The following is a 23,848-nucleotide window of genomic DNA, read 5'->3' on the forward strand; positions in this document are numbered from 1 at the left end:
CTCAGGCGGATTCCCACCACACCAGATTGGCGGCCACCTGGGACACCGGCTCGATGATCTCCCAAGCCTCGGCGATCAGCCCGTCGTCCAACCGCCAGATGTCGACGACCGCGATCCCCGGCCCGGCACCGGGAAGCCGGCGCCGCGAGTACATCACGACGTGATCACCGTCGGCCAGCACGTGATGGATCTCGACCTGCATCCCGGCGAGCGGGATGAGCGCGGCGCGTACGGCCGCGAGCCATTCCGCCTTGGTCGACGAGGTCGAGCCCGGCCGGTGATGGACGAAGTCCTCGCTCAGCAACGGCGCGAGCGCGTCGACGTCGCCCGTCGCGACCAGTGTCGTCAGCGCCCGCTGGACGATGCTCTTGTTGTCCGTGGTCATGTTCTCCGCAGTCATGGAGGCAGTGTTCCGACCGTCGCGACGGTTGTCGATGAAATCCCATTTCATGGCGCCCGGCGCCACGACGAGTAGCATCGACGCTCATGCATACGGTCGGGGAGCTGTTGCGGCAATGGCGGCATCGCCGGCGACTCAGCCAACTGGATCTCGCGATCGCCGCCGACGTGTCGGCTCGTCACGTCAGCCTGGTGGAGACCGGCAAGTCCAACCCGAGCGCCGACATGATCCTCCGGCTCGCGGACCAGCTCGATGTGCCGTTGCGTGATCGCAACCGGCTGTTGCTGGCCGCCGGCTTCGCACCCCGCTACACCGAACGGCCGCTCGGCGGGGACGCGCTGTCGGCGGCCTGGGACGCGGTCGAGAGGGTGCTCCGCGCACACGAGCCGTATCCGGCGCTGGTCATCGATCGCCGGTGGAACATCGTGATGACCAACCGCGCCCTCGACCCGTTCCTCGCAGACGTTGCCCCCGACCTGCTGCGACCGCCGATCAACATGCTGCGCCTGGGACTGGACCCGCGCGGGCTCGCCCCCCGGATCGTCAATCTGGCCGAGATGCGGGTGGTGCTCCGCACCCGAATCGCGCGCCAGCTCGCCACCGCTCCCGACCCCGAGCTCGCCGCGCTCTACGAGGAGCTGCTGGCGACCGACTCCGAGGAGGCGAGCCACCCGATCGAGTCCGAGGTCGTGATCCCGATGATCTTCCGCTTCGGCGGTCGGGAACTGCGGCTGTTCTCGACCACCACGACGTTCGGCACCCCGATGGACATCACGCTGGACGAGATCGCGATCGAGTCGTACTACCCGGAGGACGCGGAGAGCGCCGCCTACTTCACGAACCTCGCCGGCGCTTGACCTCAACCGTGGTTGAGATCCCAGAATTTGTGATCACGGGCGGCGCGGCCGGACAGGCCGGTCGATACGCGCCCGCATGTCCTGGATCGAATTCCATCCCAACCATGGAGACGTTTGCTCATGTCCAAAGTCGTTGTCATCGGCGCCACCGGCAAGCAGGGCGGCGCGGTCGCCGACCTGCTTCTGCAGCGCGGTCACGAGGTGGTGGCGTACGTGCGCTCGGGGGAGTCCCCGGCCGCGAAGGCGCTTTCGGCTCAGGGCGCGCGGCTCGCCACCGGCGACCTCGCCGATCCCGACGCGCTCCAGCGAGCCTGTACGGGCGCCGACGCGGTCTTCGGCCTCTCGGTGCCGTTCGGCGAGGGCGGCAAGGACGAGGAGGTCGCGCAGGGACGCCTGCTCGTCGACACCGTCGCCCGCCTCGACGCCCACCTGGTGTACTCCTCCGTACGGGGCGGCGACCGGCTGGTGGCCACCAACATCGACCACGCCGACAGCAAGCAGCTCATCGAGGCGTATTTGCGTGAGCAGCCGGTGCGCGCGACGGTGCTCGGCCCGGTGTACTTCATGGAGAACGTGCTCAACCTCGGCTTCAGCCGGCTCGGCGACGGCATGCTCGCCAACCCGCTGACTCCCGGCAAGCCGCTCGACCAGGTGAGCGTCCTGGACATTGCCGGCATGGCCGTACACGCCGTCGAGAACCCCGACGAGCTCGTCGGCGAGCGGATCGACATCGCCTCCGATCGCGTCACCGGGCAGGAGGCGGCCCGGATCCTGAGCGAGGTGCTCGGCCGGGAGATCCCGTACCAGCAGCTGCCGCTGGACATGGTGCGGCAGTGGGCCGGCGAGGAGGTGGCCACGATGTTCGAGAGCTTCGAGAACAACACCGACTTCCTCGACATCGAGACCCTGCATGCCAAGTACCCCGCCGTACGCTGGCACAGCTACGCCGAGTGGGCCAAGACGGTCGACTGGGACAGGATCCTCGCGGGCTAGATCTCCTCGCAGCGTGCGCGCCCCGCCGGCCGGCGCGCACGCTGACAGCGTCCACAGGACGGCGGCCAGCAGCGCGAGCGAGGCGGGGCGCAGCGCCGCGGCCCCGATGCCCTGCACCACCCGTCCGGCGATCAGCCAGCCGATCGAGGGCGCGACCCACCGGCGGATCCGGCCCCGCGCCGACGATCTGAGCGACCGCTTCCCGGGCCTGCTCGATCCGATCCTGCGCATCAGCGAGGCCGAGTCGCCGAACAGCGGCCCGCCCTGACGGCGGATAAGGGATCGGACCGTAAACATGGCCCCTCCACCCTTGTCGCCACTCGGTGCTTGAAAGCCCCCGGTGATAATCGTCATTCGCTATTGACCACTCTCGCGCGTAAGGTTACGGTCATGCCCGAAAGTGAGCAGGATTGAGCGTCCCAGGTGCCGCCCGCGGGCCGCCGATCCCATGACGTCAAGGGTGTGAGCCTGTGAAAAGACTGATGTCGGCATTACTCTCGCTCCTCGCTGGAGCGACCCTCGCACTTGTCGCTGTGCCGGCACTTCCTGCTCAGGCCGGGATCTGGCACGAGTATCCGGGCTGGGCCAACCGGACCTGCAGCGACACCCGGACGTACAACGGAACCGCCTACCAGGTGTGCCTGGAGTTCAACGGCAGGCGCACAGAGGTACGCGCCATCGCCTTCATCAATCCGGGGGCCTACACGAACTTCCAGGTCAACCTGCGGCTCGCGTTCGGCGGCGGCGGCCCGACCATCACCGACTCGTGTCCTACGATGACCACGAACGCCAGCCGGGCCTGCTACACCGGGTTCACCGCTCTGAGGCGGACGTACGTGGTGGCCGATGCGGACGTCGGCATCGCCGGCTCGTGGATGACGCCCATTCGCGCCCTGGACATGCAACTCTCGGGCAAGCAACAGGAGAACTCGAACTGGTGCGGCCCCGCGGCCGCCCAGACGGTCATCGCCACGATGGGGATCTCCGCGCCCACGCAGTCTTGGCTGGCGGACTGGATGGGGACCACCGGGCTCGGGACGATGCCATGGAAGATGAAAGACGGCCTCAACGCGTACGTACCTCTGGACTTCCCCTACAAGGACTATGAGGTCGCCGCCGGCGGACTGCCCAGGATCCGGGGACTGGAGGTGATCGTGAAGTCGCTGTCCCGGGGCCGGCCCGTGGCGGTGCTGGTCAAGCCCGGCCAGCTGCCCTGGTCGCCCGACGCCCCCGGGGGCATCCGGCACTACCTCGTCATCCACGGATTCGGCGGCCACGAATGGTCGGAGCCGGGTTTCTGGCCGTGGGTGCCCGACAACTTCAAGGTGTGGGACCCGGGCACCTCCCGGGAGGAGAACCTCACCGTCGACCAGCTCTTCCACGCGGCGCTGGGCGCGGAGTTGAGCGACAGCATCTGGGCGATCTCGTCATGATGCCCCGGCCGGCCGGGCGCACCGCCCGGCCGGCCCGGAAAGGCGAAACGCATCACGCCTCTCGTGACATTCACATCTGTTTGCTCCGCGCCCTCACGAGGAGGATCGGTTCGCGTAACCCCACCTCAAAGGGAGCGTTCATGACCGTCTCACCCGTGGCCAAGACCGTCCGGATCGAGCGCACCTACGCGACCACGCCCGAGCACGTGTGGCGCCTGTGGACCACCAGTGCCGGTATCGAGTCCTGGTGGTCGCCCGACGGCTTCACCGTGAAGGTCGGGAAACTGGACCTGCGGCCCGGCGGCGAGCTGATCCACACGATGACCGCGACCGCGCCCGAGCAGATCGCGTTCATGGAGGGCGCCGGGCTGCCGCTCAGCACCGAGTCGCGCAAGACCTTCGTCGAGGTGGACGAGCCCACGCGGCTCTCCTACACCTCGCTGGCCGACTTCATCCCGGGGGGTGGAGCAACCGCATCGACGCCATCCGCATATCCCGCGACGCCGGCTGGCTCCAGGCATGCCGCCACCGCCCCGGGCTGTCAGCGGTCCGGCGTGAGGAGGGGTTTGACGTCCAGGATCGGGGTCGCGTCGAGGGCTTCGAGGTTGCGGACGTGGACGCGCGTGCCGGCGATGGCGAGGATGTGGACGACGTGCAGGCCGATCGGGTTGGGACGGTCGGGCGCTCGGGTGGCGAAGACGCCGGACAGCGGCCGGGTGGCGTCGCCGCGCGGGTGCACGGTGAGCGTCTCGCGGTCGGCGCGGTCGAGCCAGGTGAGCAGCAGTACGTCGGCACCCGGGCTCAGGCCGTCCAGGGCGGGCGCGTACCGGTCGTCGAAGACGAGCCAGGCGTCGGGCGCTCCCTCGTCGGGCTGCCGGGGCGCCGCCGCCCGATCGGTCAGTGCCGACTCGACGCGCCCGATCGGGCGCAGCGTGTATTCGGTCAAGAGTCCTGGATCCTTTCCTGCGCGGGCGCCCCGGTGGCGTTGGGTTCAATCGGGAAGAAGATCGGGCTGAGCAGGTACTGCGCACGGTCCGGCGTCGGCTGGTTGGCCAGCAGAGGCAGGATCACGCGCCGCAGCTCCGTGATCATCTTCTCCAGTTCGTCGCGGTTGAGCCAGACGGCGTGCTGCCGGTAGCCGACGAGGTCCGCCGCCGGGTCGGCGTGGTCGCGGTCGAGGTAGGCGTTGAACTCGGCGACCAGCACGGCCATCGACGTGGCGAACACACCCCGGTGGTCGTCGGGCGACAGCGCCGCGGCCGCGTCGGCGTCGACGATGACCCGGTCAAGGCGTAGCCGGTAGCGGCGTTCCACCGCGCCGCGCACGCGCCGCTCGTCGGCCACCTCCAGGATTCCGTTGGTCGCGAGCAGGTCGACGTGCCGGTAGATCATGGCCTTCGAGGTGTCGGTGATGCGGGCGCACAGTTGAGCGGTGGTGAGTTCGCGCCCGCCGCGCATCGCATGCACGATCCGCAGCCGCACCGGATGCGCCAACAGTTCCAAGGTGTCCACCTCGCAACGGTCTCATGTCCTGCCACCATTCCACAAACATGAGAACGGCGGCGACGAAACGCCTTTCGCCACCCGGTCCAAGTAGGGGGTGTAAGGCCGCTCTGCCGGTCATCGGGCCTGAACACCACAGGAGACGTATGAAGATCAGCTTGATGCTGGGCGTGCCGTTCCTGGCTGTGGCGCTGACCGCGTGCGGCGCGACGGCCGACGGCGGTGGGGTGGCCAGTGCAAGCGGCGGCCAGGCCACCTCCTCGGCGCCGGCCTCGTCCTCGGCGCCCACCGATCAGCGGGAGGCGGCGCTCAAATTCGCCCAGTGCATGCGCGAGCACGGCGTCGACATGCCCGACCCCAGCGCCGACGGCAAGATCGAGATCAATGTTCCGCCGGGAACGCCCGAGCAGAAGGTCAAGGAGGCCCACGAGGCCTGCAAGGAGTTCTCCGCCGATCTGCCGCTCAAGCCGTGAGGAAGGGGCTGACGCTCGGCGCCGCCACCGTACTCGCCATGGCGGCGCTGACCCTCACCGGCCGCGGTGACAGGACCGGGGCGGCGCCGTCACGCGGGCCGTCCGTCCCGGCCACGGCGGCGATCATGCGGCAGGACCTGGTGGACACGAAGACCGTGGACGGGGCTTTGACCTACTCCGGCTCGCACCAGGCGACCAGCGCCGGCGCCGGCACCGTCACCTGGGTGGCGGCCGGGGGCGCGATGATCCGCCGTGGCCGGCCGCTGTTCACGGTGGATCGCAAGCCGCTCGTGCTGATGTACGGCGGGCTGCCGCTGTATCGCGAGCTGAGCCAGGGGGTCGGCAACGGCCCGGACGTGGAGCAGCTGGAACGCAACCTGCGCGCCCTCGGCTACGGCGACTCGCTGACCGTGGACGAGCGTTTCAGCTACGCCACTTACCTGGCCGTCCGGCAGTGGCAGGACGGTCCGCGACCTCGATCGGATCCGCGCGGCACTGGACGAGCCGAAGCTGAACTTCCTCGGCGTGTCCTGGGGCACCTGGCTCGGCGCGATCTACCGCAGCACCCACCCCAGCCGCGTGCGGCGCATGTTCCTCGACGGCGTCGCGCTTCCCCGATTCCGCCTGGACGACTTCGAGGACGGCCGCGCCGCAGCGGCCGAGCACGGCTTCACCCGCATGGCGGCATGGATCGCCCGCCACCACGGCACCTACGGCTTCGGCACCACCACCAAGCAGGTAGAGGCCGCGATACTCAAGCTCCGCCAAGCCTACGACGCCGACCCCGATGCCCCCGGACGCGCCGGAGCAGTTCAACACGACCACCGGCCAGGCGGTCTTCTGCAACGAAGACCCGAGCCGCCTCGGCTTCGACGCCGCCTGGGCCGCCTACCAACGCCGCCTGGAGCGCAACCCGGTGACCGGCCGCGCTCTGCGCTTCTCCGCCGGATGCGCCGGCCGGCCACTACCCGTCCAGAACCTCCGGGTACGCCGCACCGCAGGGTTGCTGGTGCTGTCCGGCCACCGCCACGAGTCCATCTCCCCCTACGCATGGACGAAGCGCATGCGCGCGGCCATCGGCGGCACCCTGTTCACCGTCGAGGACGACATGCACGGATCCGCCACGCGGGAACCGGACTGCGCCGCCGAGGTGGTGCCGTACTTCCTCACGGGCCGCATCGGCCGGAGCTGCCAGGGGGTGGCAACGCCGTAGCGACGGTCGATCACCCGTACTGTCGAGGGCGGCTCGCGTCATTCAGTGCGGGAACGCCTTCGGCGGGCGGGGCGTCACCTCGTCGCGGAAATCCTCGATGACGGAGACGACCTGGCGCATGAGCACGGTGTCCCGTAGCCGGTCCAGGTACAGCGAGCGCCGGGCCAGCGCGTCGAGGTCCACGGCGAAGTAGATGGCCATCAGCGGGTTGACGAACAGCTCGCTGCCCTTCGTCCTGTCGGTGAAGCGCACATCCCCGAACTCGCCGCGCACGGCCGCCGCGATCGAGCCGTTCACGATGCTCGGGTACGCCGGCAGCTCGGCGTGGGCGTGGGCGACGGCGTCGAGGTAGAGGGCGCCCGCCTTCGTGGACCTGGAGACGGAGAACGCGCCCAGGTAGGCGCCGTCGCGTTCCAAAGCTGCGAGGTTCTCCAGTACCTGTACGTGGTTGACGCCGTGATAGGCGTCCACACCGAAGCCCAGGCAGGCCACGATCTTCTCAGGAACGTCGAGGGCGTGCACGGCGGCCAGGCTCGTCATGTCGTCGGCCGGGGTGCCGAGACCGGCCTCGTCGCCGCGCATGAGGATGTCGGTGCCGCCGTCCACCAGGACGACCGCGTCCAGGTCGAGGTGCTCGGCGAGCTTGGCGTATGCGGCCTGCAGCGGGCGGACGCCCACCTTGGGGAAGGCGTACACGGTCGACGGCTGGCCGTGCCTGGCCAGCCAGCGGGCCAGGCAACCCTCGGGGAAGTACCAGTCGCGGGCCTCGGTCTCCGGGCGTATCTCCGCGACGTCCTCGAACAGCCAGGCGTCGAGGTCGAGGGCGTCGAGGTGGCTGAACGACAGGTTCGCCAGGTGCACCTCCTTGCCGGCCTCCCGAAGGGTCAGGGCGAGGGGTAACCCGGCGTACACGTCGGAGCCTCCGCCCGCACCGGCGACGAGGATCCGGCTGCAACGCTCAAGCCGGGCGGACAGGGGCGAGCCGAACATGCATCACATCTTGCCGCAACCCTCACGCACCTCCTGGCGGGCGAAGGGCATTGCGATGGCGATGCACGGCGTCACTGCATCTGTACGTACTCGCTGGGCTGAGCCGAACGTTCGTCAGCCGTCGAAGCGGGCCAGGTAGAGGTCAGCCGGCTTCGGTGGAGTCGAGATGGCGGGTGTCGCCGAGGTTGACGACCGTGCGGTTGTGGAAGAAGTCGTCTTCGCGCAGCGTGGTGATGCTGCCGGACGGCACCCGGAAACTGGCATAGCCGACCGCCTTGATCGGCATCTTGATCCACGACGTCACGACGAATGTCAGGGAGCCACCGTGAGTCACGATGATCTGGTGCTCGCAGGGGCGCTGCAAGATCTCGTCCATGGCCGCGTAGATGCGCTGCGCGCACACCGCCTTGGTCTCGGCACCCTCCACGCCCTCGTCATGTTCCAACCGCTCCCCGACAGCCGGCGGCGGGATGAATCGTTGGTCCAGCCATTCCTGCGGCCTTCCCCCCGCCTCTCCATAGGATTTCTCCCGCAGTCTGCGGTCCAGGACTGGTTTCACGCCGAACAACTCGGCGACCTTCTCGGCCGTCTGCCGGGTGCGCTGCAGATCCGAGGAGAACAGCTCCACATCGGCGCCGTCCGGGATCTGGGCCCGCAGCGCCTGGGCAATGGAGGCTGCCGCGCTGAGGCCCACTGGTGTCAGCTGCGAATCATGCCAGCCGCCGACGACTCTCTCGACGTGGTGCGTCGCCTCCGGATGGGTGACGGCGTAAATGGTGCGCATGAATGGACTCTTCCTGTGGGGAGCTGTTCTTGAGTGATCTTAAGAGTGGTTCTCAAGTTCACGCGCGGATGACCCCCGGCAGGCGTGGACAGCACGATGGGAGTGCCGGTGCTGTCCACGAGCCTGATCCCCTGACCCAGGGGCCGACTACCCGAAGGCGCGGTGAAGCTGGGTCATGGTGCTCTCGACGCGGCTCTTGTTGCCGACGACCACGTAGGTCTCGTAGTTGACCTTGTCTCCCCTGTCCATGGCTCCACTGGGGCTGGTGACCTGGATGGTGTTCTCGCCGAAGTGGCCGTTGTAGTCCATGGGCGGGCGGGTCATCGTGTAGTAGTAGGCCTTGCCGCCGAGAACTTCGGGCTTGACGTACATGCCGAGGCAGTATTGGCCGTCGTCCGTGCAACGGACCATGGGGTCCTTGCTCGTGTGGGAGTCCACGGGCTTGGCCGACAGGCGACCGGTGGCGGGGCTGAAGGAGAAGACCTTCGTGAAATCCGGCTGCAGGTAGGCGACGAAGACGCCACTGAAGTGGTCGTGGCGCTCGTCATCCGAGGTGATCGTGGCGGCAGCGCGGAAGACGTTCTCCAGCGCGGGCACGTCGTGATCGGGGGCGAGCTCGATCTCGGTCTGCAGCCAGTACGGCGACAGGCCCATGGTGAACGGGACGCGCTTGTCCTGGTGATCGGCGCTGCGGCAGTTGCCCCAACCCGGTTTCGTGTCCGCGAGAGTCACGAACATCGCGGGCCTCACCGCCGTGCGGATGGAGCTGCCGGACCGGGCCATGGTGTAGAGCGCGCTCGTGCTGGCACCGTGGTAGGGAGGCGGCTGGCCCACGTCGTCCATGCGAGTGCCGGCCTGCGTGGGGTTGTAGCACTCGGTCGCCGCCGCGCCCTCCTGCCAGGCGTGGAAGGCGTACTGGAAAGCGGCGCCGTGACCGCCGCTGGAGATGAACTCCTTGTCGTTCACCTTGACCGACGCGATCGCGCCGGCCAGCGCCGTCGACGTCGTGACCGCCAGCTTGTTGCGCTTGTCGACCAGGACGGACGCCGTGACGTCCTGGAACGTCCGGTCGTAGTTCTTCTTCGTGGCGCACTGAGACTTGTACGTGAGCACGAAGTCGTTGTAGGCCGGGCTGCTCCGCGGCGGCGCCTCGCACGCGCTCTGCGCGGCTGTCGCTGCCACCGGAGTGACCACCGCCGTCATGACCGTGACCGCGGCCAGTACGGCACCCTGTCGGATGGATCTCATGATCGGATCTAACCGGCATCCGGCGATGCAGCGGGATCTGTTCAAGAAAAGGATAAATGTTGAGGTTGCCGGTTCGAGTGGCCCATGACGACGCCGTCGGTGAACAACCGTCGACGTACGGCTGCCGCGCCCGCGAGCGTTGCCGCAGGGCCCGATCGCGAGTTGAGCAATTCGCCTCGGCGACAGTGCCCAGCGGCGTGGAATCGGCCCTCTCAGGCGCCATCCCCGGGCCGTCAACCCGTCCGCCCGAGCTGCGGCCGCCGAGCACCGGGTCACCGAGCTCAAGGCAAGGTCGCCGAGCAACTCGGCAACGCCCAGGTCGCCGGTGAAGTCGGTGCGGGCGTCGCGGGCGGGCAGGACCCACTGCTGGAAGCCGTCGCGTCCCTGCGCGGCGGACCAGGGAGTCGATGCCGGTAGCGCCGATCAGCACGTCGGCCTCGTGGACGGTGCCATCGGTGAGGAACACCGGCCCGGTGCGCAGGCGGGTGGCGGGAGTGCGCCGCCAGGACGTACGGCGGTGTCACGTCCGCCACCTGGAGCAGCAGCCGCAACTCGGAGGCGACCTCGGCCAGAGGACGCGGCAGCTCGACCGGGTCGCTCCAGCCGGTGTCGGGCCGGTCGTACAGCACGCTGGTGGTGAACGCGCTGATCCGGTCGTGCAGGTTGAGGCTTCGTAGCAGCTGAAGTGGTCTGCCCGCCGGTCGTTCAGCGGCAACGCCGGTATGGTCGCCATGCCTTCAATCGAAACGGACTGTTCTTCATGAGATCCGACTCCAACCGCTCGTCGTCGCCTACGTTCGTGCTGGTCCACGGCTCCGGCAGTAGTTCTTTCATGTGGGCTCCCGTCCAGCGCGAGCTGGCGCTGCTCGGTCACCGCAGCTTCGCCGTCGATCTGCCTGGCCATGGCCTCGACGCGCAGTACCCGCTCGCCTACCAGGCCCCCCAGGACCTCGACACGTGGGCGGTCGAGCCCTCCACGCTGGCCGGGGTCACCCTGCAGGACAACGTCGACACGGTCGTCGACGTGGTCCGGCGCGTGGCGGAGCACGGGCCTGTGGTGCTGGTGGCGGCCAGCCTCGGCGGCGTGACCATCACAGGCGTGGGCAACGCGATCCCCGAGCTGGTGAGCCGGCTGGTCTACATCTCCGCCTGGTCGTGCGTGCAGCGCTCCAACCCGATCGAGTACATGCAGGAGCCCGAGTTCGCCGACAACCTGATGGGCCCGCTGGCCGCGTTCAACGTCGGCGACCCCGCTCAGCTCGGCGTCGGCCGGGCCAACTACCGCACCGCGGACGTGGAGCTGCTCGACGCGCTCAAGGCCGCGACCATGGCGGACGTCAGCGACGAGCAGTTCCGCGCCTTCCTCAACATCCTGCAGCCCGACGAATCGATCGCGGTGATGACGGCCGACGCCCGCGTCCACGCCGGCACCTGGGGCACGATCGCCCGCACCTACATCCGCCTCACCGGCGACCGATCCCTCCCGGTGGCCATGCAGGACAGGCTGATCGCCGAAGCGGACGCCCTGACGCCCGGCAACCCGTACGACGTGCACACCCTGGACACGTCACACGCGGGGTTCCTGTTCAGGGCCGCTGAGGTGGCCGCCATTCTGGACAAGGCCGTGATCTAGCAACGGCCGGAGACTCCGGTCTTCCGCTCGAACACGACCCCGTACGGCTGCGGACCGACCACTTGGAGGCGGCGCCGTCGCGTCACGCCCGAGGGCCGGAGCCGGACGCGGCCTCCTCGGCCGCCGTCGCGGGTGATCCGCTGCGACAGCGCGGGGCGAAGGGCCGCCGGAGTATCGTCCGGCGGCCTTTCTCGTGCTCACGGCCGGTGGATTTCGAGGACGTGTCCTTCCAGTATCCGGGCGGCTCCAGGCCCGTGCTGCGGGGGCTGACCCTGACCATCCGGCCGGGCGAGCGACTGGCGGTCGTCGGGGGCAGCGGGGCGGGCAAGACCACGCTGGTCAAGCTCCTGGCCGGCCTGTACGAGCCCACCGCGGGCCGCATCACCGCCGACGCAGCGGATCTGCGGTCACTGGACGCCGCGGCGTGGCGGCGCGGGATGACGGCGTTGTTCCAGGACTTCGTCCATTATCCGCTCACGGCGCGCGACAACATCACGCTGGCCGCTCCTGAGGCCGTCGGGACCGGGGATGGAAAGATCCTTGAGTTGGTACGGGCGGGCGGCGCGCAGACGGTGCTGGACCGGCTGGAATCGGGGCTCGACACCGAACTGTGGCGAACAGGCGGCGACGGCCGCGATCTGTCAGGTGGGCAGTGGCAGAAGCTCGCCGCGATCCGGGCACTTTACGCGGTGGAGCACGGACGGCGCCTGGTGGTCCTGGACGAGCCCACCGCGCACCTCGACGTCAAAGCCGAGGCCCGGTTCCATGAGCAGGTGATCGGCTCGGTCGGGGACGCCTCGGTCGTGCTGATCTCGCATCGGCTCTCCACCGTGCGTCCCGCCGACCGCATCGTCCTGCTTCAGGACGGCCGGATCACCGAGGAGGGCTCCCACGACGACCTGATGAAGCTCGGCGGCGAATACGCCCGGCTCTTCCGGTTGCAGGCATCAAGGTTCCACGGGCCCGGATCCATCGATCGCGAAGGCGTGGAGGAGGGGCGATGACGCTGCGGGACAGCGCCCGGATGGCGCGGCACACCTTGGCGCTGGGCCTGCGCGCGGACCGCCGCGTGACCATCATCGTGGGCGTCCTGGTGGTGCTGCAGGCCGGGCTGGCGGCCGGCCTCGCCTACGCCCAGCGGCACCTGGTCGACGCGGCCGGAGCCCACCTTCTCGGCGGATTGCTGGCCGCGGCCGCGCTGGGGACGCTCGTCTACGCGCTGCAGCTCATAGGACAGCGCTTCTCCCACAACCTCCGCAACGATCTGCGCGACCGCATCCAGATGGCACTGGAGCAGGAGATCACCGAGACCGCGGCGAAGATCCCGACCATCACCCACCTGGAGCGGGCGGACTTCCTCAACCGGATCACCATGCTGCGCCGCGGGACGCCGGCGCTGGCGAAGACCGGGTGGGCGGCGGCGCACGCGGTCTCCGCACTCGCCGGAATCGGGCTGAGCCTGTGGTTGCTCATCGGCGTGCATCCCGCGCTCGCGCTCCTGGCGGTGGCGGCCGTGCCGATTCTGCCCCTGGCCAATCGCGCCATGCGGATGCAGCGTCAGGCACTCGACGCCACGTCCGAGCCGCTGCGTCGCGAGAGCATGCTCCACGACCTCTGCCTGAACCCCGACCCCGCCAAAGAGGTATGGATCTCCGGCAACGGCGCCGAGCTGGACCGGCACGCGCGCACGTTGTGGGAGGAGGCGGGCGATCTCGAGGCCCGGGCCAGGCTCCGCGGGCTCGGCGGCGAGATCGGCGCCTGGGCGCTCTACTTCGTCATGCTGGCCGGCGCGCTGCTGGTCGTGGGTCTTCTCCTGATCCGCGGACAGGCCACCCTCGGCGACGCGGTGCTGGCCATCTCGCTGGCCGGTCAGCTACGGCTGCAGCAGTATGCCGCGGTCGAGTCCATCGCCCTGGTCGCCGACGGTGGCCGGGTGGCCGAACACCATCACTGGCTCCTCGGCTACGCCGCGGAGCACGGCGTCCGTCCCGCGACGCCGGAGCGGCGGACGCCCGCTCCGGTACGGCCGGACAGTGCCGTGCCGGCCCGGCTGACCGGCGGCATCGAGTTGCGGGATGTCTGCTTCACCTATCCGGGAACGGACACGATGGTGCTCGATTTCGGGTGCGATCCAGGTGGACGGCGTCGACCTGCGCGAGCTCGGCCCGTCCGACTGGGCGGCCGTGTGCACCGGCACTCTGCAGGACTTTCTCAAGCTCCAGACCCCTGTGGCCGAATCGGTCGGCGCCGGTGACCTGTCCAGGATCGAGGACACCGTCCGGATCAGGCTGGCGCTGGGTCGCGCCGGTGGCGCCGGGATCGTGGACGCCCTCCCCGACGGGCTGCGGACGCAGCTCGGACGGACCTTCGGCGGGGTCGAACTCTCCCACGGCCAATGGCAGCGCATCGCCCTCGCCCGCGGCCTCATGCGCGAGGCGCCGCTGCTGCTCGTCCTCGACGAACCCACGGCGGCGCTCGACCCGCAGGCGGAACACGACCTCTTCGAGTTGTTCGCCGAGCAGACCCGCGACTCCACGGAGCGGGGCGCCGTCACCGTCCTGGTCTCGCACCGGTTCTCGACCGTGCACATGACCGACCACATCGTGGTGCTGTCCCGAGGGCGGGTCGTGGAACAGGGCAGCCACGCCGAGTTGCTCGCGGCGGGCGGCGACTACGCCGATCTCTATCTCACCCAGGCGCTCGCCTACCGTTAGAGCGCCTGGGTGACGTCAACGAACGTGCCACCGGCCGCCATCAGCGGGGGACGCGCGGTCGCGGCGTCGGCGGCTTTGTCCGCTCAGCAGCGCATACGACTGCGTCGTCTCGATGGAGGCATGGCCGAGGCGGCGGCGCACGGCCTCGATGAAGTCCCCATCAACCGGAGGCCATCGCGGAGGCGTGGAGACCGGCTAGCGCTGAAAGTGCCAGAACAGCATGGACGGCGTCCCGGCAATGGCCGCGTGCGCCGCCTCGGGCGCCAGGTCACACAGGGCCCACGGCCACACGTCCCACGGCTCCAGGACGTCGGTCCGATCGCGCGGCTCACCTGGCGGGTGCCGGGGCTCCTCGCAGCGCCGGACCTGGAGCCCGGCCGCCAGCGCGGCTCGTACGTAGTCCCCGACCAGGTGGCGGTAGGTGGCCACCCTCCCCGGCCGCCCGTCCGGCAGCCGTACGGTCGGGATCACCCCCCGCGCCACGCCCTCGGGATGGATGTCGGCGATCACCACATGCCCGCCGGGCCGCAACACCCGGGCGAACTCGGCCAATACCGGGTCCAGCACGGGCACATGCGTCAACGCCAGCGAGCAGACCACCAGGTCGACGGACTCATCCGGCACCGGCAGTGAAGACAGGTCGCCCAGCCGGAACTCCGCCTGCGGCACCCGCTGACGCGCCCGCTCCAGCATGTCGGACGAACTGTCCACGCCGCGCACCCGATGGCCGCGACCGGCCAGGTAAGCCGCCATCCTGCCGGTGCCGCACGCCGCGTCCAGCGCATCACCGGCCGGCAGCTCGTCGACGACCTCCCTGATGAAGGGCTCGTCGAGGTCGAACGCGGAGTTGGGACCGTCGTAGGTCTGCGACCAGATCCGGTAACCCTCCACGGTGTCGACGGGGGTCACCTCGACGGCAGCGCCGGCCAGAGAGTCGTCATCGAGGAACTTGCGGATCTCGGCCAGGCGCGCCTCGACGAACGCGCGGTCGTGCTCGCCGGTGTGGGCCCGCATCAGGGCCATGCCCTCCAGGCCGAGCACGTACGCCAAAGGATGCTCGTAGATCACCGCGACACGCTAACGACGACCACCGCGCAGGAGCTACCGAATTTCACCTGAACTCCACAAAGTACAGGGCGCTGTTCTGCCCATTGCCTCCCGGGTCGAAGGCGTGCGGACCGCGAGTTGCCGGTCGAGGTCCTCGATGTCGAGCGCGAGGGCCCCTCCCGTCTCATAGAGCATCGCCGGGCGTGCCGGAGAAGGCTGTCACGCCAAGCCGGCTCCTGGGCGACGTCGGCGGCCGCCGCCGGGCGGGGCAGCGTCCTGGGCCCCTTGACGGTCCATCGGTTGGCCTGCGGGAGGTCATGGCGGATCGCCCACTTGCAGGGGAGGCGCCGGCGTTGGCGGGGTCGGTGAGGAAGTCGTCCACGTGCGCCGTGAGCGGGTGGGCGCGGCCGAGTTGCTCGACGATGATCGGATCCATCCCGCCGCCCTCCCCGTCCGCAGAGTTGCCGTCGGGTCTCAGCGGCGGGTGCGAGGGCGGCCTTCTAGCTGACGTCGCCGCTTGCTCGATTCGTCAGGATCGTGCTGGCGACTATGCCGAAGAGATGATCGGCGCGTGGCGCGAGTGAGGGTTGGTCGTTGAGCCACGCGAGCGCCCCGACCAGAGCAAACAGATCAGTGCCGTCGATGTCGGTCCGCGCCGTGCCCGCGGCCTGAGCGCGGGTGAGGAGCCGCGTGCCCGCCGCGCGCATCGTGACGCACGAAGCATGGAGTGCGGACTCGGTGTCTCCAATGGCGGCCATCATCAGCGCCACAACGCCCCGGTACTCATGTGCGCACGCGACGCAGTCGCGTAGCCACGAAACGAGAGCCTCCTCGGGCGAGCTCGAGGTTTCGAGTTCGTCTGCCCTTGTCGTGAGCTCGTCGAAGCTTGTACGGAGCAAGGTCTCGAGCAAGGCCTCTCGCGTCGGGAAGTGACGGTACAGCGTGGCGAGCCCGACGCCGGCTCTGCGGGCGATATCGCGCAGCGATGCGTCGGCGCCTTCCTCGGTCACCACGGCGCTCGCGACCGCGAGTAGCTGGTCGTAGTTCTTCCTGGCGTCAGCTCTCATATGCCCACCTTGACAGTCGGAGCAGTGCTCCACATAATCGGAGCACTGCTTCGCTTAAGAATAGCCCATCTACACCGATCAAGAGGAAGCGATGCGGACAAACACGATGAAGGCGATCCGGCTGCACGAGTTCGGTGGTCCTGAGGTGCTGCGTTACGACGAGGTGCCGATTCCCGAGCCGAAGCCGGGTGAGGTGCTCGTTCGCGTTCAAGCGGTTGGCGTCAATCCCCCCGACTGGTACGTGCGCGAAGGAATGCCCAACGTTCCTCCTGAGAGGAGGCCGCCTTTGAGCTTGCCCGCCATTCCGGGGACGGACGTGTCGGGCGTCGTCGAGACCGTCGGCGCCGACGTAGACAGCCTTTCCGTCGGTGATGAAGTCTTCGGCCTCCTTCGCTTTCCTGGCCTTGAGGGCAGCGCATATGCCGAGTACGTCGCCGCGCCCGCGTCAGACCTCGCACGCAAGCCGGCTCACATCGATCACGTGCACGCCGCAGGGGCGCCTATGGCAGGGCTCACCGCGTGGCAGTTCCTGATCGAGCTCGGGCACGATCATCCATCGCCGTTTCAAGCGGCACAGCATCGTCCGATGGCACTGAACGCCGAGACGACGGTGCTCGTCAACGGCGCCGCGGGCGGCGTGGGGCACTTCGCGCTGCAGCTGGCGAAATGGAAGGGCGCACGCGTCATCGCGGTGGCATCGGGCGCGCATGAGTCGTTCCTGCGCGAACTCGGGGCCGACCAGTTCATCGACTACACCAAGAGCCGTCCCGAGGAAAGCGCGCACGACGTTGATCTCGTTCTCGATACCGTCGGCGGTCCCGACAGCAGTCGTTTCCTGCGCACGCTCAAGCGCGGCGGCGCGTTGTACCCGGTGTTCTTCGCCGAATACGAGCCCGAAGAGACCGCGAAGCTAGGCGTCACGACCTCGGGCACCCAAGTGCGCTCGAACGGCCCGCAACTCGCAGAACTCGGACGCTTGCTTGATGCGGGCACGCTTCGCGTCGCCATAGACAGCACGTTTCCGCTTGCGGATGCTCGAAGGGCGCACGAACGAGCCGCCCGTGGCCATATCCAAGGCAAGATCGTGCTCACGGTCGCATGAGGACGAGCCGTTCAGCCTCCGACTGAGAATCGGCCTCGACGGAAGACCACCCCGTGACCGCGGAGCGGGCGCCGGGCCACATGCCCGCCCCCACACCGAACAACGCGACCGGCAGGACGGGCAACCGAAAAGCGCGGAGTCGGCGCCGGCCCGTGGGCGCCATGGTGGATCCTTCTGGTCGAGGTTCGCAGTGATCCTGCGGCAGACGGAGCGGACCATGCCATCCCGCCGGAACTGGGATCGGTGTCAGGGTGAGGTTCGGGGGAGGGTGAGGGTCAGGACGGCTCCGCCTCGGGGGGCGTTGGCGGCGGTGAGGGTGCCGCCGTGCAGGCGCGCGTTCTCGGCGGCGATGGCCAGGCCCAGACCGCTGCCCTCGGTACGGGTACGGGCGGCGTCGCCTTTGGTGAACCGGTCGAAGACGTGGGGCAGAAGGTCGGCGGGGATGCCGGGCCCGTCGTCGGAGACGGTGACGGCGATGTGATCGGCACGGGCCTGGACCTGGATGAGCACCGACACCGTCGGGCCGCCGTGGCGCAGTGCGTTGCCGACGAGGTTGGCGAGGATGACGTCGACGCGGCGCGGGTCGAGGCGGGCGCGCAGGCCCGGGGGAGTGTCGGTGCGGACCCGGTCGTGCCAGTGCCGCAGATCGAGCGTCTTGGCGATGAACTCGCCCAGGTCGACCTCGTCGAGATTCAGTACGGCGGCCCCGGCGTCGAAGCGGGACACCTCGATCAGGTCCTCGACCAGGCGGGTGAGCTTTCGGGTCTCGTCGGAGACCAGCTGCAGCGCCTCGGCGGTGAGCGGTGCGAGGCGGCCGGAGGCGGCGTCGGCGTCGAGGACTTCGGTCACGGCGGTCATGGCCGCCAGCGGCGTACGCAACTCGTGGGAGACGTCGGCGGCGAACCGGCGCGCCCGCGCTTCCATGTCGCGCAGCGCGGCCGCGTCGGCCTGGAGCGTGGCCGCCATGGTGTTGAAGGTGCGGCCGAGGTCAGCGAGTTCGTCGTCGCCGGTGACGCTCACGCGGGTGTCCAGGCTGCCTCCCGCCATCTGCTCGGCGGCCGTGCGCAGCCGCCGTACCGGTCGCAGCAGTCTGCGCGCGGCCAGCAGGGCGGGGACGATGGAGGCCAGGGCGACGGGGAGGGCCCCGGCGCGGGCGGCGGCTGCCAGGCTGTCCACGTCCTGCTGCTGGGAGGCCAGCGAGAGGGAGGCGTAGACGACGAGCGGCGGAGGGTCGTGCGGGCGTGCGGCGGCGGTGACGGGAACGGCCACGGCCAGCCAGGGCGTACGGGCGTGGTGGAAGCGCTGGGCCAGCGCGGTGCGCGCCGAGGCCGCCTGGTCGCGCAGTTGCGCGGGCAGCGGCGGCACCTGCTTCCCGGCGGCGATGAGGGGGCCGCCGCGATAGGACAGGGCGGTGTGCCAGCCCCGCGTGCCCGCCGCCAGGTCCAGTTGCCGGGCCAGCTTGCGCAGGTCCGCCTCGGCGAGGTCGGCGGGCAGGTCGGGCGCCCGGGAGGTGAGGTGGGCGCGCAGTTCCTTCAGGACGTCGGCCTGGGCGCGTTCCACGATCGCGGCATGGCCCTGGCGGTAGGTGATCGTGGCGGCGGTCAGCGCGCTGACCGTGGAGACCAGGAGGAACACCAGGACCAGTTGGGCCTTCAGGCCGCGTACACGCGTGAGGCGGATCACAGCGGCCCGAACCGGTAGCCGAAGCCGCGGACGGTCTGGATGTAGCGGGGGTTGCGGGGATCGTTCTCGATCTTGGCTCGCAGCCGCATCACGCATGCGTCGACCAGCCGGTAGTCGCCGTGGAAGCTGTGTTCCCAGACCTGTTCCAGGAGTTGCTGGCGGCTGAAGGTCTGTTCGGGCGCGGCCGCCAGGAACAGCAGCAGCTTCAGCTCCGTCGGCGCCAGCGCGAGTTGCTCGCCGTGCTTGAGCACGCGCAGGGCGACCCGGTCGACGAACAGGTCGCCGTGGGTGGTGCGGGCCTGGTCGGGGGAGGCGGGCGGGGTGGTACGGCGCAGCACCGCGCGCATGCGGGCCTCGATGACCTCGCTGCTGGCCGGCTTGATCACGTAGTCGTCGGCACCGGCTTCCAGGCCCACGACGACGTCCACGTCATCGTCACGCGCGGACAGGATCACGATGGGCACCTGGCTGAAGGCGCGGATGCGGCGGCAGGTCTCCAGGCCGCTCATGCCGGGCAGCATGAGGTCGAGCAGGACGATGTCGGGCGCGCTCGCGATGAGCTCGGCCAGTCCGTCCTCGCCGGTCGAGACGAGCAGGGTTTCGTGGCCTCGGTGGCGCAGGCCGAGGCTCACGCCGCGGCGTACGGCCGGGTCGTCTTCTATCAGCAGGACGCGGGTCACGAGGAGGCTCCCTGCTCAGCCGGGACGGCCGATCCGCTCTCGTCGCACTTGACCGGCCACGGGCGGCCTCCCATGCCGGGCTCGAACACCTCGATGACGGGGTCGTCGCCGACGTCCGGGGCCTCGGCGGCCGTACAGACCAGCTGGCTCACCGCCGCCGGGCGCAGGTCACGCACCAGCCACGGCAGATGCAGCTGTACGTGGCCCTCGGTCGTCCTGGCCCGGACCGGCTGTGGCGCCGAGGGCAGTTGCGTGACCAGTCCCCGTGCCCGCTCGGCCGCCGTGGGGCCGTCGAGCAGCGCGTCCATGGCCTGTTGCAACCGCGCCCCGGCCGGGGCCGGCCGGGGGACCGGCCAGGTGCCCTGGGGCGTGACGAAGTACACCCGCAGCGAACTGCCGAGGTCTTCGGTCAGGCCGCCTTCGACCGGGGCGCCGGCGGGGCGCACATCGGTGTCGCTGATTCCACAACCCGCCAGCGTCGCCGCCGCGACCAGGACGGCCGCCACGTGGCATAAGACCCTCGGCATGTGTCCGTTCCCCCCGCTTCCTGGCGCGATCTGTCCGGTCATGACTGGCTGAGCCTGCTCACGTCGACCGTCCCGGCGCCGGGCTGCGGCCGCGGTATCGCTGCCCACAGCCCCGCCGCCATCACCGCCGCGGCGGCCAGTGCCGCCCATCCGCGCCGCCCGGTGGCCCAGCCGGCGCGCAGCCGTACCGGATCTTCGACGGTGGCCTTCGAGACTACCGCAGCCAGCAGTGACAGCCCGGCCGCGATGATCGTCCAGCCCCAGCCGTCGAACCCGGCCACCGGCCGGGGCAGCAGCAGATAGACCGGCCAGTGCCACAGGTACAGGCTGTAGGACAGCTCGCCGAGCAGGCGGGGTACGGTGCTGCCGATCGCCCGGCCCGCCAGGCCGTCCGGTGCGTGGGCCAGGAGCGCGATCAGTACGGCGCTGCCCAGGGAGTGCGCGAAAATCCCGCCCTGGAACAGGCCGGGAGCCTTTTCCCCGCCGGTCAGCAGCCATGAGGCGGACAGCCCGCACAGCAGCAGGACGCAGATCACGTCCACGGCGGTGCGCGACAGGCCCGTGACCGCGTCCCGGACGGGCGCGGTGGCGGCGGCCGCGCCGAGGAGCAGCGAGAAGGCCCTGGTGTCGGTGCCCTCGTAGGCGCGGGTGGTGTCCACGGCGGCCCCGAGCTTGATCATGAGCAGGAGCGAGAGGAGCGCACCGGCCACCGCGACGAGCGCTACCCGCCGGTGCCCACCGGGCCCTCTCCCTGCCAGCGCAACGGTCAGGGGCCAGGCCAGGTAGAACTGCCATTCGACGCCGATGCTCCACAGGTGGGCGAACAGGCGGGTGCCGGAGGCGTTCCAGTAGCCGATCTGCTCGCCGATGAAGTGCCAGTTCACGCTCTGGGCGGCCACCCACGGCGCGTCCTGGAGGGCGTACCTCAGCAGGTCCGGCCTGGCGAACGCCCAGGCCAGCAGCAGTGTCGAGGTGACCATGACGGTCAGCGCGGGCAGCAGGCGGCGGACCCTGCGCTCCCAGAAGGCCACCAGGTGGAGACGGCCGCTCCTGCCGAGCTCCTCCAGCAGCAGGCCGGTGATCAGAAAGCCGGACAGTACGAAGAACAGGTCGACGCCCAGGAACCCGCCGCGCAGGTGCCCGGCGTGAAACAGCAGGACCGCGGCCACAGCGAGCCCGCGCAGCCCGTCGAGCGCGCCGACATGCGCGCGGCGCGGGACTGACGTCGTCGGCCCCATCAGCCGCAGCCGAGTTTGGCGAAGCGCTCGTCGCCGGTCCACGCCCCAGTGGCCCAGACGCCGGGGGCGGCCGGGGTGAAGCCGGCCAGCTCGCCGAGCTGCTTGGCGAACCAGGTGGCGAAGGCCGCCGATCCCTGCTGGCAGGAGTGGATGCCGTCCTTGGCACGCTGGGCCTTGGCGGCGGCGTAGTCGCCGCCCCACAGCGCGGAGGCATCCAGGTAGCGAACGTGCGCGGCCTCGGCGGCCTTGGCGGCCATCGCCGGGGCGCTCTTGATCGCATTCTCGTGGGGCTTGAAGAACTCGTCGATCTTGAACGGCGGAGCGGTCACCAGCACGAGCTTGGCGCCGGCGTCCTTGGCGGTTCGGGAGAGTTTCTGGTAGGCCGACAGCTGCTGGCGGGCGGTGCCCCAGTCGTAGGTGGTGATCTGGTAGGCGATCACCGTCGGCCGGAAGGAGGCGAGGTTCTCCTTCAGCGTCTTCCAGGTGTCCCTGGCTCCCATGGCCGTCACCTCGTGATCACCGGCGACGACGTTGCCGCCGCCGGCGGACGTGGCGTTCTTGAACGCCACGCCACCGGCCTTCAGCGCCGCCTCCAGCGCCGGAGCCTGCGCGCCCGCGATGGAGTCACCCATCCAGAGCACCCTGACGCCGGTCGTGGCCTGCTGGGTCGCATTGCCGGAGGAGGTGGTGAACGTGCCGCAACCCGCGAGCACGATCCCGGCCGCTATGGCCGGGATCGCTCGGGTACGACGGTGGCCGGTGGACCCCTGGTGGAACAGGCGAGAGAGGTTCGTCGATCGCATGGCCAGCAGGGAATCAGACGAATTCGGAGCTCGGCCGCGTTGTCATCGTTTCATCACACAATGCGGGATGAGCCATCACGATTCGGACCTCTTCGGCCTGGCCAGGCTGATCATCGCCGGTGGCCGGCCGCGAGCCGACCACCGTGAGTAGCCCGGCAGGAACGATCAGGCCGGCTCACACCGCCGGCGGAACCCAGGGTTGGAGGGTCTGCGGGTCGATCGGCACTGAGATGTGTTCGTGCGTGATCAGCCACTTGCCATTTGACCGGCGGCAACAGACCGTCGATCGTACCCAGATCGCGCGATCGACCCCGTTCTTCGTCGTTCCGGTGTCCAGGTGAAGCATGTGCGCGAACGCGACGTCTCCGCTCGTCGCGATGTTGAGATCGCGTGTTTCCAGGCCGATGGGGCCGTCATATTCGTCGAACCACCGCACAAAGTTGCGGCGCACTTCGTCGGCCCCCGCAAACTGGAGAGGGGGAACGACATCGTAATAAACGATGTCGGGAGAATAATGCGACATGAGTCGATCAATTTCCTTTGCCTGGCAGGCGTCGACTCGACTGTCCAAGAACGCCATAAACTCGGAATCGTTCGAAGTCATTGCATCCTCCGTTCGAGAAATCTGCTGAGCTCGGTGCCGGTTTCAGGCGGCGCGGCCGGCCTTGAGTGAGGCGGCGGTGTCGACGACCCGGCGGGCCTGGTAGCGGGCAGCGTCCAAGGGCACGTCGCCGGGCGCGCCGTCGCCGGTCACGTGGGAGGTGCCGTACGGATTGCCCGACTGGAACTGGATGGGGTCGGTGTAACCCGGGGGCACGATGATGCCGCCCCAGTGGTAGAACGTGTTCCCCAGCGCCAGGATGGTGGATTCCTGCCCGCCATGGGCGGTGTTGGAGGCGGTGAAAGCCGAGTACACCTTGTTCGCGAGCTTGCCCTGGAACCACAGGCTCCCGGTGGTGTCGATGAACGCCCTCAACTGGCTGGCCGGGTTGCCGAAGCGGGTGGGGGTGCCGAACAGCACCGCGTCGGCCCAGGCCAGGTCGTCGAGGCCGGCCTCGGCGACGTCGGCGGTGTCCTGAATGTGCCGGCCCCAGGCCGGATTGGCGCTGATCGCCGCCGGCGGAGCCGTTTCGGCAACCTTGCGCAGTCGCACGTGGGCGCCGGCCTTTTCCGCACCCTCGGCGGCGGCTCGCGCCAAGGCGTGTACGGTGCCGGTGGCGCTGTAGTAAATGATTGCGACGTTGACGGGTTCCATGGTCGCTTTCCTTTCACCAATGTTGTCTCAGCAGTACGACGACAGAGCCGTACGAAATGTCAGGCGGTCGAATTGGAGGGTCGCGCCGATCAACCCGAGGAGCCGCGTGTCCAGGGCCAAAGCGTTCTCGTCTGATGGGACACGCACAGGCTCGATGAAGCCGGGCGGTTGAGGGCACCCCGGCCGGCAGATGGCAAACGCGACC

General features: G+C 69.4%; 27 protein-coding genes and 3 pseudogenes. 15 read left to right on the forward strand and 15 right to left on the reverse strand.

The window, feature by feature from the left end; genetic code table 11:
* Position 1: 1 nt before the first annotated feature.
* The gene (locus ACIBI9_RS60275) at positions 2-466 is read right to left on the reverse strand and encodes a nuclear transport factor 2 family protein (protein WP_397236912.1); all 465 of its coding nucleotides are present in this window, start codon (positions 464-466) and stop codon (positions 2-4) included.
* Between the two features lie 20 nt (positions 467-486).
* On the opposite strand from ACIBI9_RS60275, the gene ACIBI9_RS60280 reads away from it, so the two are divergent.
* The 5 genes and pseudogenes from ACIBI9_RS60280 to ACIBI9_RS60300 form a co-directional block, all read left to right on the forward strand.
* Positions 487-1,257 (forward strand): helix-turn-helix domain-containing protein, encoded by a 771-nt coding sequence (locus tag ACIBI9_RS60280; protein ID WP_397236914.1) that lies wholly within the window; start codon positions 487-489, stop codon positions 1,255-1,257.
* A 120-nt stretch (positions 1,258-1,377) separates the two neighbouring features.
* Positions 1,378-2,250, forward strand: a complete 873-nt coding sequence (locus tag ACIBI9_RS60285; RefSeq protein ID WP_397236916.1) for an NmrA/HSCARG family protein — start codon at positions 1,378-1,380, stop codon at positions 2,248-2,250.
* A 13-nt stretch (positions 2,251-2,263) separates the two neighbouring features.
* The gene (locus ACIBI9_RS60290) at positions 2,264-2,518 is read left to right on the forward strand and encodes a hypothetical protein (protein ID WP_397236918.1); all 255 of its coding nucleotides are present in this window, start codon (positions 2,264-2,266) and stop codon (positions 2,516-2,518) included.
* Between the two features lie 265 nt (positions 2,519-2,783).
* The gene (locus ACIBI9_RS60295) at positions 2,784-3,683 is read left to right on the forward strand and encodes a C39 family peptidase (RefSeq protein ID WP_397236920.1); all 900 of its coding nucleotides are present in this window, start codon (positions 2,784-2,786) and stop codon (positions 3,681-3,683) included.
* 140 nt (positions 3,684-3,823) lie between these two features.
* Positions 3,824-4,060, forward strand: a pseudogene (locus tag ACIBI9_RS60300) (SRPBCC domain-containing protein); the annotation flags it as partial.
* Between the two features lie 164 nt (positions 4,061-4,224).
* Here the strand turns inward: ACIBI9_RS60300 and tsaA are convergent.
* Positions 4,225-4,629: a tRNA (N6-threonylcarbamoyladenosine(37)-N6)-methyltransferase TrmO gene (gene tsaA, locus ACIBI9_RS60305; protein WP_397236922.1), complete on the reverse strand. Its 405-nt coding sequence runs from the start codon at positions 4,627-4,629 to the stop codon at positions 4,225-4,227.
* Positions 4,626-5,186 carry a helix-turn-helix domain-containing protein gene (locus tag ACIBI9_RS60310; RefSeq protein WP_397236924.1) on the reverse strand — a complete coding sequence of 187 codons (561 nt, stop codon included), beginning with the start codon at positions 5,184-5,186 and terminating at the stop codon, positions 4,626-4,628. The genes tsaA and ACIBI9_RS60310 overlap by 4 nt, the downstream gene beginning before the upstream one ends.
* A 146-nt stretch (positions 5,187-5,332) precedes the next feature.
* On the opposite strand from ACIBI9_RS60310, the gene ACIBI9_RS60315 reads away from it, so the two are divergent.
* The 4 genes and pseudogenes from ACIBI9_RS60315 to ACIBI9_RS60330 all read left to right on the forward strand — a co-directional run bounded on the left by ACIBI9_RS60315 (position 5,333) and on the right by ACIBI9_RS60330 (position 6,872).
* Positions 5,333-5,659, forward strand: a complete 327-nt coding sequence (locus ACIBI9_RS60315) for a hypothetical protein (protein WP_397236926.1) — start codon at positions 5,333-5,335, stop codon at positions 5,657-5,659.
* A 296-nt stretch (positions 5,660-5,955) separates the two neighbouring features.
* A pseudogene (locus ACIBI9_RS60320) lies at positions 5,956-6,066 on the forward strand (hypothetical protein); the annotation flags it as partial.
* Positions 6,067-6,169: 103 nt separating this feature from the next.
* Positions 6,170-6,313, forward strand: a pseudogene (locus tag ACIBI9_RS60325) (alpha/beta hydrolase); the annotation flags it as partial.
* Positions 6,314-6,446: 133 nt separating this feature from the next.
* Positions 6,447-6,872, forward strand: coding sequence for an alpha/beta hydrolase (locus tag ACIBI9_RS60330; RefSeq protein ID WP_397236928.1), 426 nt, complete (start codon positions 6,447-6,449; stop codon positions 6,870-6,872).
* Positions 6,873-6,914: 42 nt separating this feature from the next.
* Here the strand turns inward: ACIBI9_RS60330 and ACIBI9_RS60335 are convergent, their stop codons facing one another.
* From ACIBI9_RS60335 to ACIBI9_RS60345, 3 genes are all read right to left on the reverse strand, one after another.
* A complete protein-coding gene (locus ACIBI9_RS60335; protein WP_397236930.1) occupies positions 6,915-7,862 on the reverse strand; it encodes a DUF1152 domain-containing protein in 948 nt (315 codons plus the stop codon).
* 142 nt (positions 7,863-8,004) lie between these two features.
* A complete protein-coding gene (locus ACIBI9_RS60340) occupies positions 8,005-8,646 on the reverse strand; it encodes a histidine phosphatase family protein (protein ID WP_397236932.1) in 642 nt (213 codons plus the stop codon).
* Between the two features lie 147 nt (positions 8,647-8,793).
* Positions 8,794-9,894, reverse strand: a complete 1,101-nt coding sequence (locus tag ACIBI9_RS60345) for a hypothetical protein (protein WP_397236934.1) — start codon at positions 9,892-9,894, stop codon at positions 8,794-8,796.
* Positions 9,895-10,349: 455 nt separating this feature from the next.
* Here ACIBI9_RS60345 and ACIBI9_RS60350 point away from each other — a divergent pair, with 455 nt between their 5' ends.
* From ACIBI9_RS60350 to ACIBI9_RS60370, 5 genes are all read left to right on the forward strand, one after another.
* Positions 10,350-10,571 carry a hypothetical protein gene (locus tag ACIBI9_RS60350; RefSeq protein WP_397236936.1) on the forward strand — a complete coding sequence of 74 codons (222 nt, stop codon included), beginning with the start codon at positions 10,350-10,352 and terminating at the stop codon, positions 10,569-10,571.
* An 83-nt stretch (positions 10,572-10,654) separates the two neighbouring features.
* Complete coding sequence (locus ACIBI9_RS60355; protein WP_397236938.1) at positions 10,655-11,527, forward strand: alpha/beta hydrolase; 873 nt, start codon at positions 10,655-10,657, stop codon at positions 11,525-11,527.
* A gap of 206 nt (positions 11,528-11,733) precedes the next feature.
* Positions 11,734-12,531, forward strand: coding sequence for an ATP-binding cassette domain-containing protein (locus ACIBI9_RS60360; protein WP_397236940.1), 798 nt, complete (start codon positions 11,734-11,736; stop codon positions 12,529-12,531).
* On the forward strand, positions 12,528-13,781 hold the full coding sequence (locus ACIBI9_RS60365; protein ID WP_397236942.1) for a hypothetical protein: 1,254 nt from the start codon (positions 12,528-12,530) through the stop codon (positions 13,779-13,781). Before ACIBI9_RS60360 ends, ACIBI9_RS60365 begins: the two co-directional genes overlap by 4 nt.
* Positions 13,663-14,241: an ATP-binding cassette domain-containing protein gene (locus ACIBI9_RS60370; RefSeq protein WP_397236944.1), complete on the forward strand. Its 579-nt coding sequence runs from the start codon at positions 13,663-13,665 to the stop codon at positions 14,239-14,241. Before ACIBI9_RS60365 ends, ACIBI9_RS60370 begins: the two co-directional genes overlap by 119 nt.
* A gap of 195 nt (positions 14,242-14,436) precedes the next feature.
* On the opposite strand, the gene ACIBI9_RS60375 is transcribed toward ACIBI9_RS60370, so the two are convergent.
* Together ACIBI9_RS60375 and ACIBI9_RS60380 are read right to left on the reverse strand one after the other, a co-directional pair.
* Complete coding sequence (locus ACIBI9_RS60375; RefSeq protein WP_397236946.1) at positions 14,437-15,309, reverse strand: class I SAM-dependent methyltransferase; 873 nt, start codon at positions 15,307-15,309, stop codon at positions 14,437-14,439.
* A gap of 479 nt (positions 15,310-15,788) precedes the next feature.
* Entirely contained in the window at positions 15,789-16,355 is a 567-nt protein-coding gene (locus ACIBI9_RS60380; RefSeq protein ID WP_397236948.1) for a TetR/AcrR family transcriptional regulator, read from the reverse strand.
* A gap of 91 nt (positions 16,356-16,446) precedes the next feature.
* Between ACIBI9_RS60380 and ACIBI9_RS60385 the strand changes: the two genes are divergently transcribed.
* Positions 16,447-17,457 carry an NADP-dependent oxidoreductase gene (locus ACIBI9_RS60385; protein ID WP_397236950.1) on the forward strand — a complete coding sequence of 337 codons (1,011 nt, stop codon included), beginning with the start codon at positions 16,447-16,449 and terminating at the stop codon, positions 17,455-17,457.
* Between the two features lie 246 nt (positions 17,458-17,703).
* Here the strand turns inward: ACIBI9_RS60385 and ACIBI9_RS60390 are convergent, their stop codons facing one another.
* The 7 genes from ACIBI9_RS60390 to wrbA all read right to left on the reverse strand — a co-directional run bounded on the left by ACIBI9_RS60390 (position 17,704) and on the right by wrbA (position 23,643).
* On the reverse strand, positions 17,704-19,140 hold the full coding sequence (locus ACIBI9_RS60390) for an ATP-binding protein (protein ID WP_397236952.1): 1,437 nt from the start codon (positions 19,138-19,140) through the stop codon (positions 17,704-17,706).
* The gene (locus tag ACIBI9_RS60395; RefSeq protein WP_397236954.1) at positions 19,137-19,820 is read right to left on the reverse strand and encodes a response regulator transcription factor; all 684 of its coding nucleotides are present in this window, start codon (positions 19,818-19,820) and stop codon (positions 19,137-19,139) included. Before ACIBI9_RS60395 ends, ACIBI9_RS60390 begins: the two co-directional genes overlap by 4 nt.
* Complete coding sequence (locus ACIBI9_RS60400; RefSeq protein ID WP_397236956.1) at positions 19,817-20,347, reverse strand: GerMN domain-containing protein; 531 nt, start codon at positions 20,345-20,347, stop codon at positions 19,817-19,819. Before ACIBI9_RS60400 ends, ACIBI9_RS60395 begins: the two co-directional genes overlap by 4 nt.
* A 38-nt stretch (positions 20,348-20,385) precedes the next feature.
* Positions 20,386-21,585 (reverse strand): acyltransferase family protein, encoded by a 1,200-nt coding sequence (locus ACIBI9_RS60405; protein ID WP_397236958.1) that lies wholly within the window; start codon positions 21,583-21,585, stop codon positions 20,386-20,388.
* Positions 21,585-22,388 (reverse strand): SGNH hydrolase domain-containing protein, encoded by an 804-nt coding sequence (locus tag ACIBI9_RS60410; protein ID WP_397236960.1) that lies wholly within the window; start codon positions 22,386-22,388, stop codon positions 21,585-21,587. The genes ACIBI9_RS60405 and ACIBI9_RS60410 overlap by 1 nt, the downstream gene beginning before the upstream one ends.
* Positions 22,389-22,563: 175 nt before the next feature.
* On the reverse strand, positions 22,564-22,992 hold the full coding sequence (locus ACIBI9_RS60415; RefSeq protein ID WP_397236962.1) for a YybH family protein: 429 nt from the start codon (positions 22,990-22,992) through the stop codon (positions 22,564-22,566).
* Positions 22,993-23,034: 42 nt separating this feature from the next.
* Positions 23,035-23,643: an NAD(P)H:quinone oxidoreductase gene (wrbA, locus tag ACIBI9_RS60420; RefSeq protein WP_397236964.1), complete on the reverse strand. Its 609-nt coding sequence runs from the start codon at positions 23,641-23,643 to the stop codon at positions 23,035-23,037.
* Between the last annotated feature and the right edge of the window lie 205 nt (positions 23,644-23,848).

The organism is Nonomuraea sp. NPDC050451, assembly GCF_044458585.1.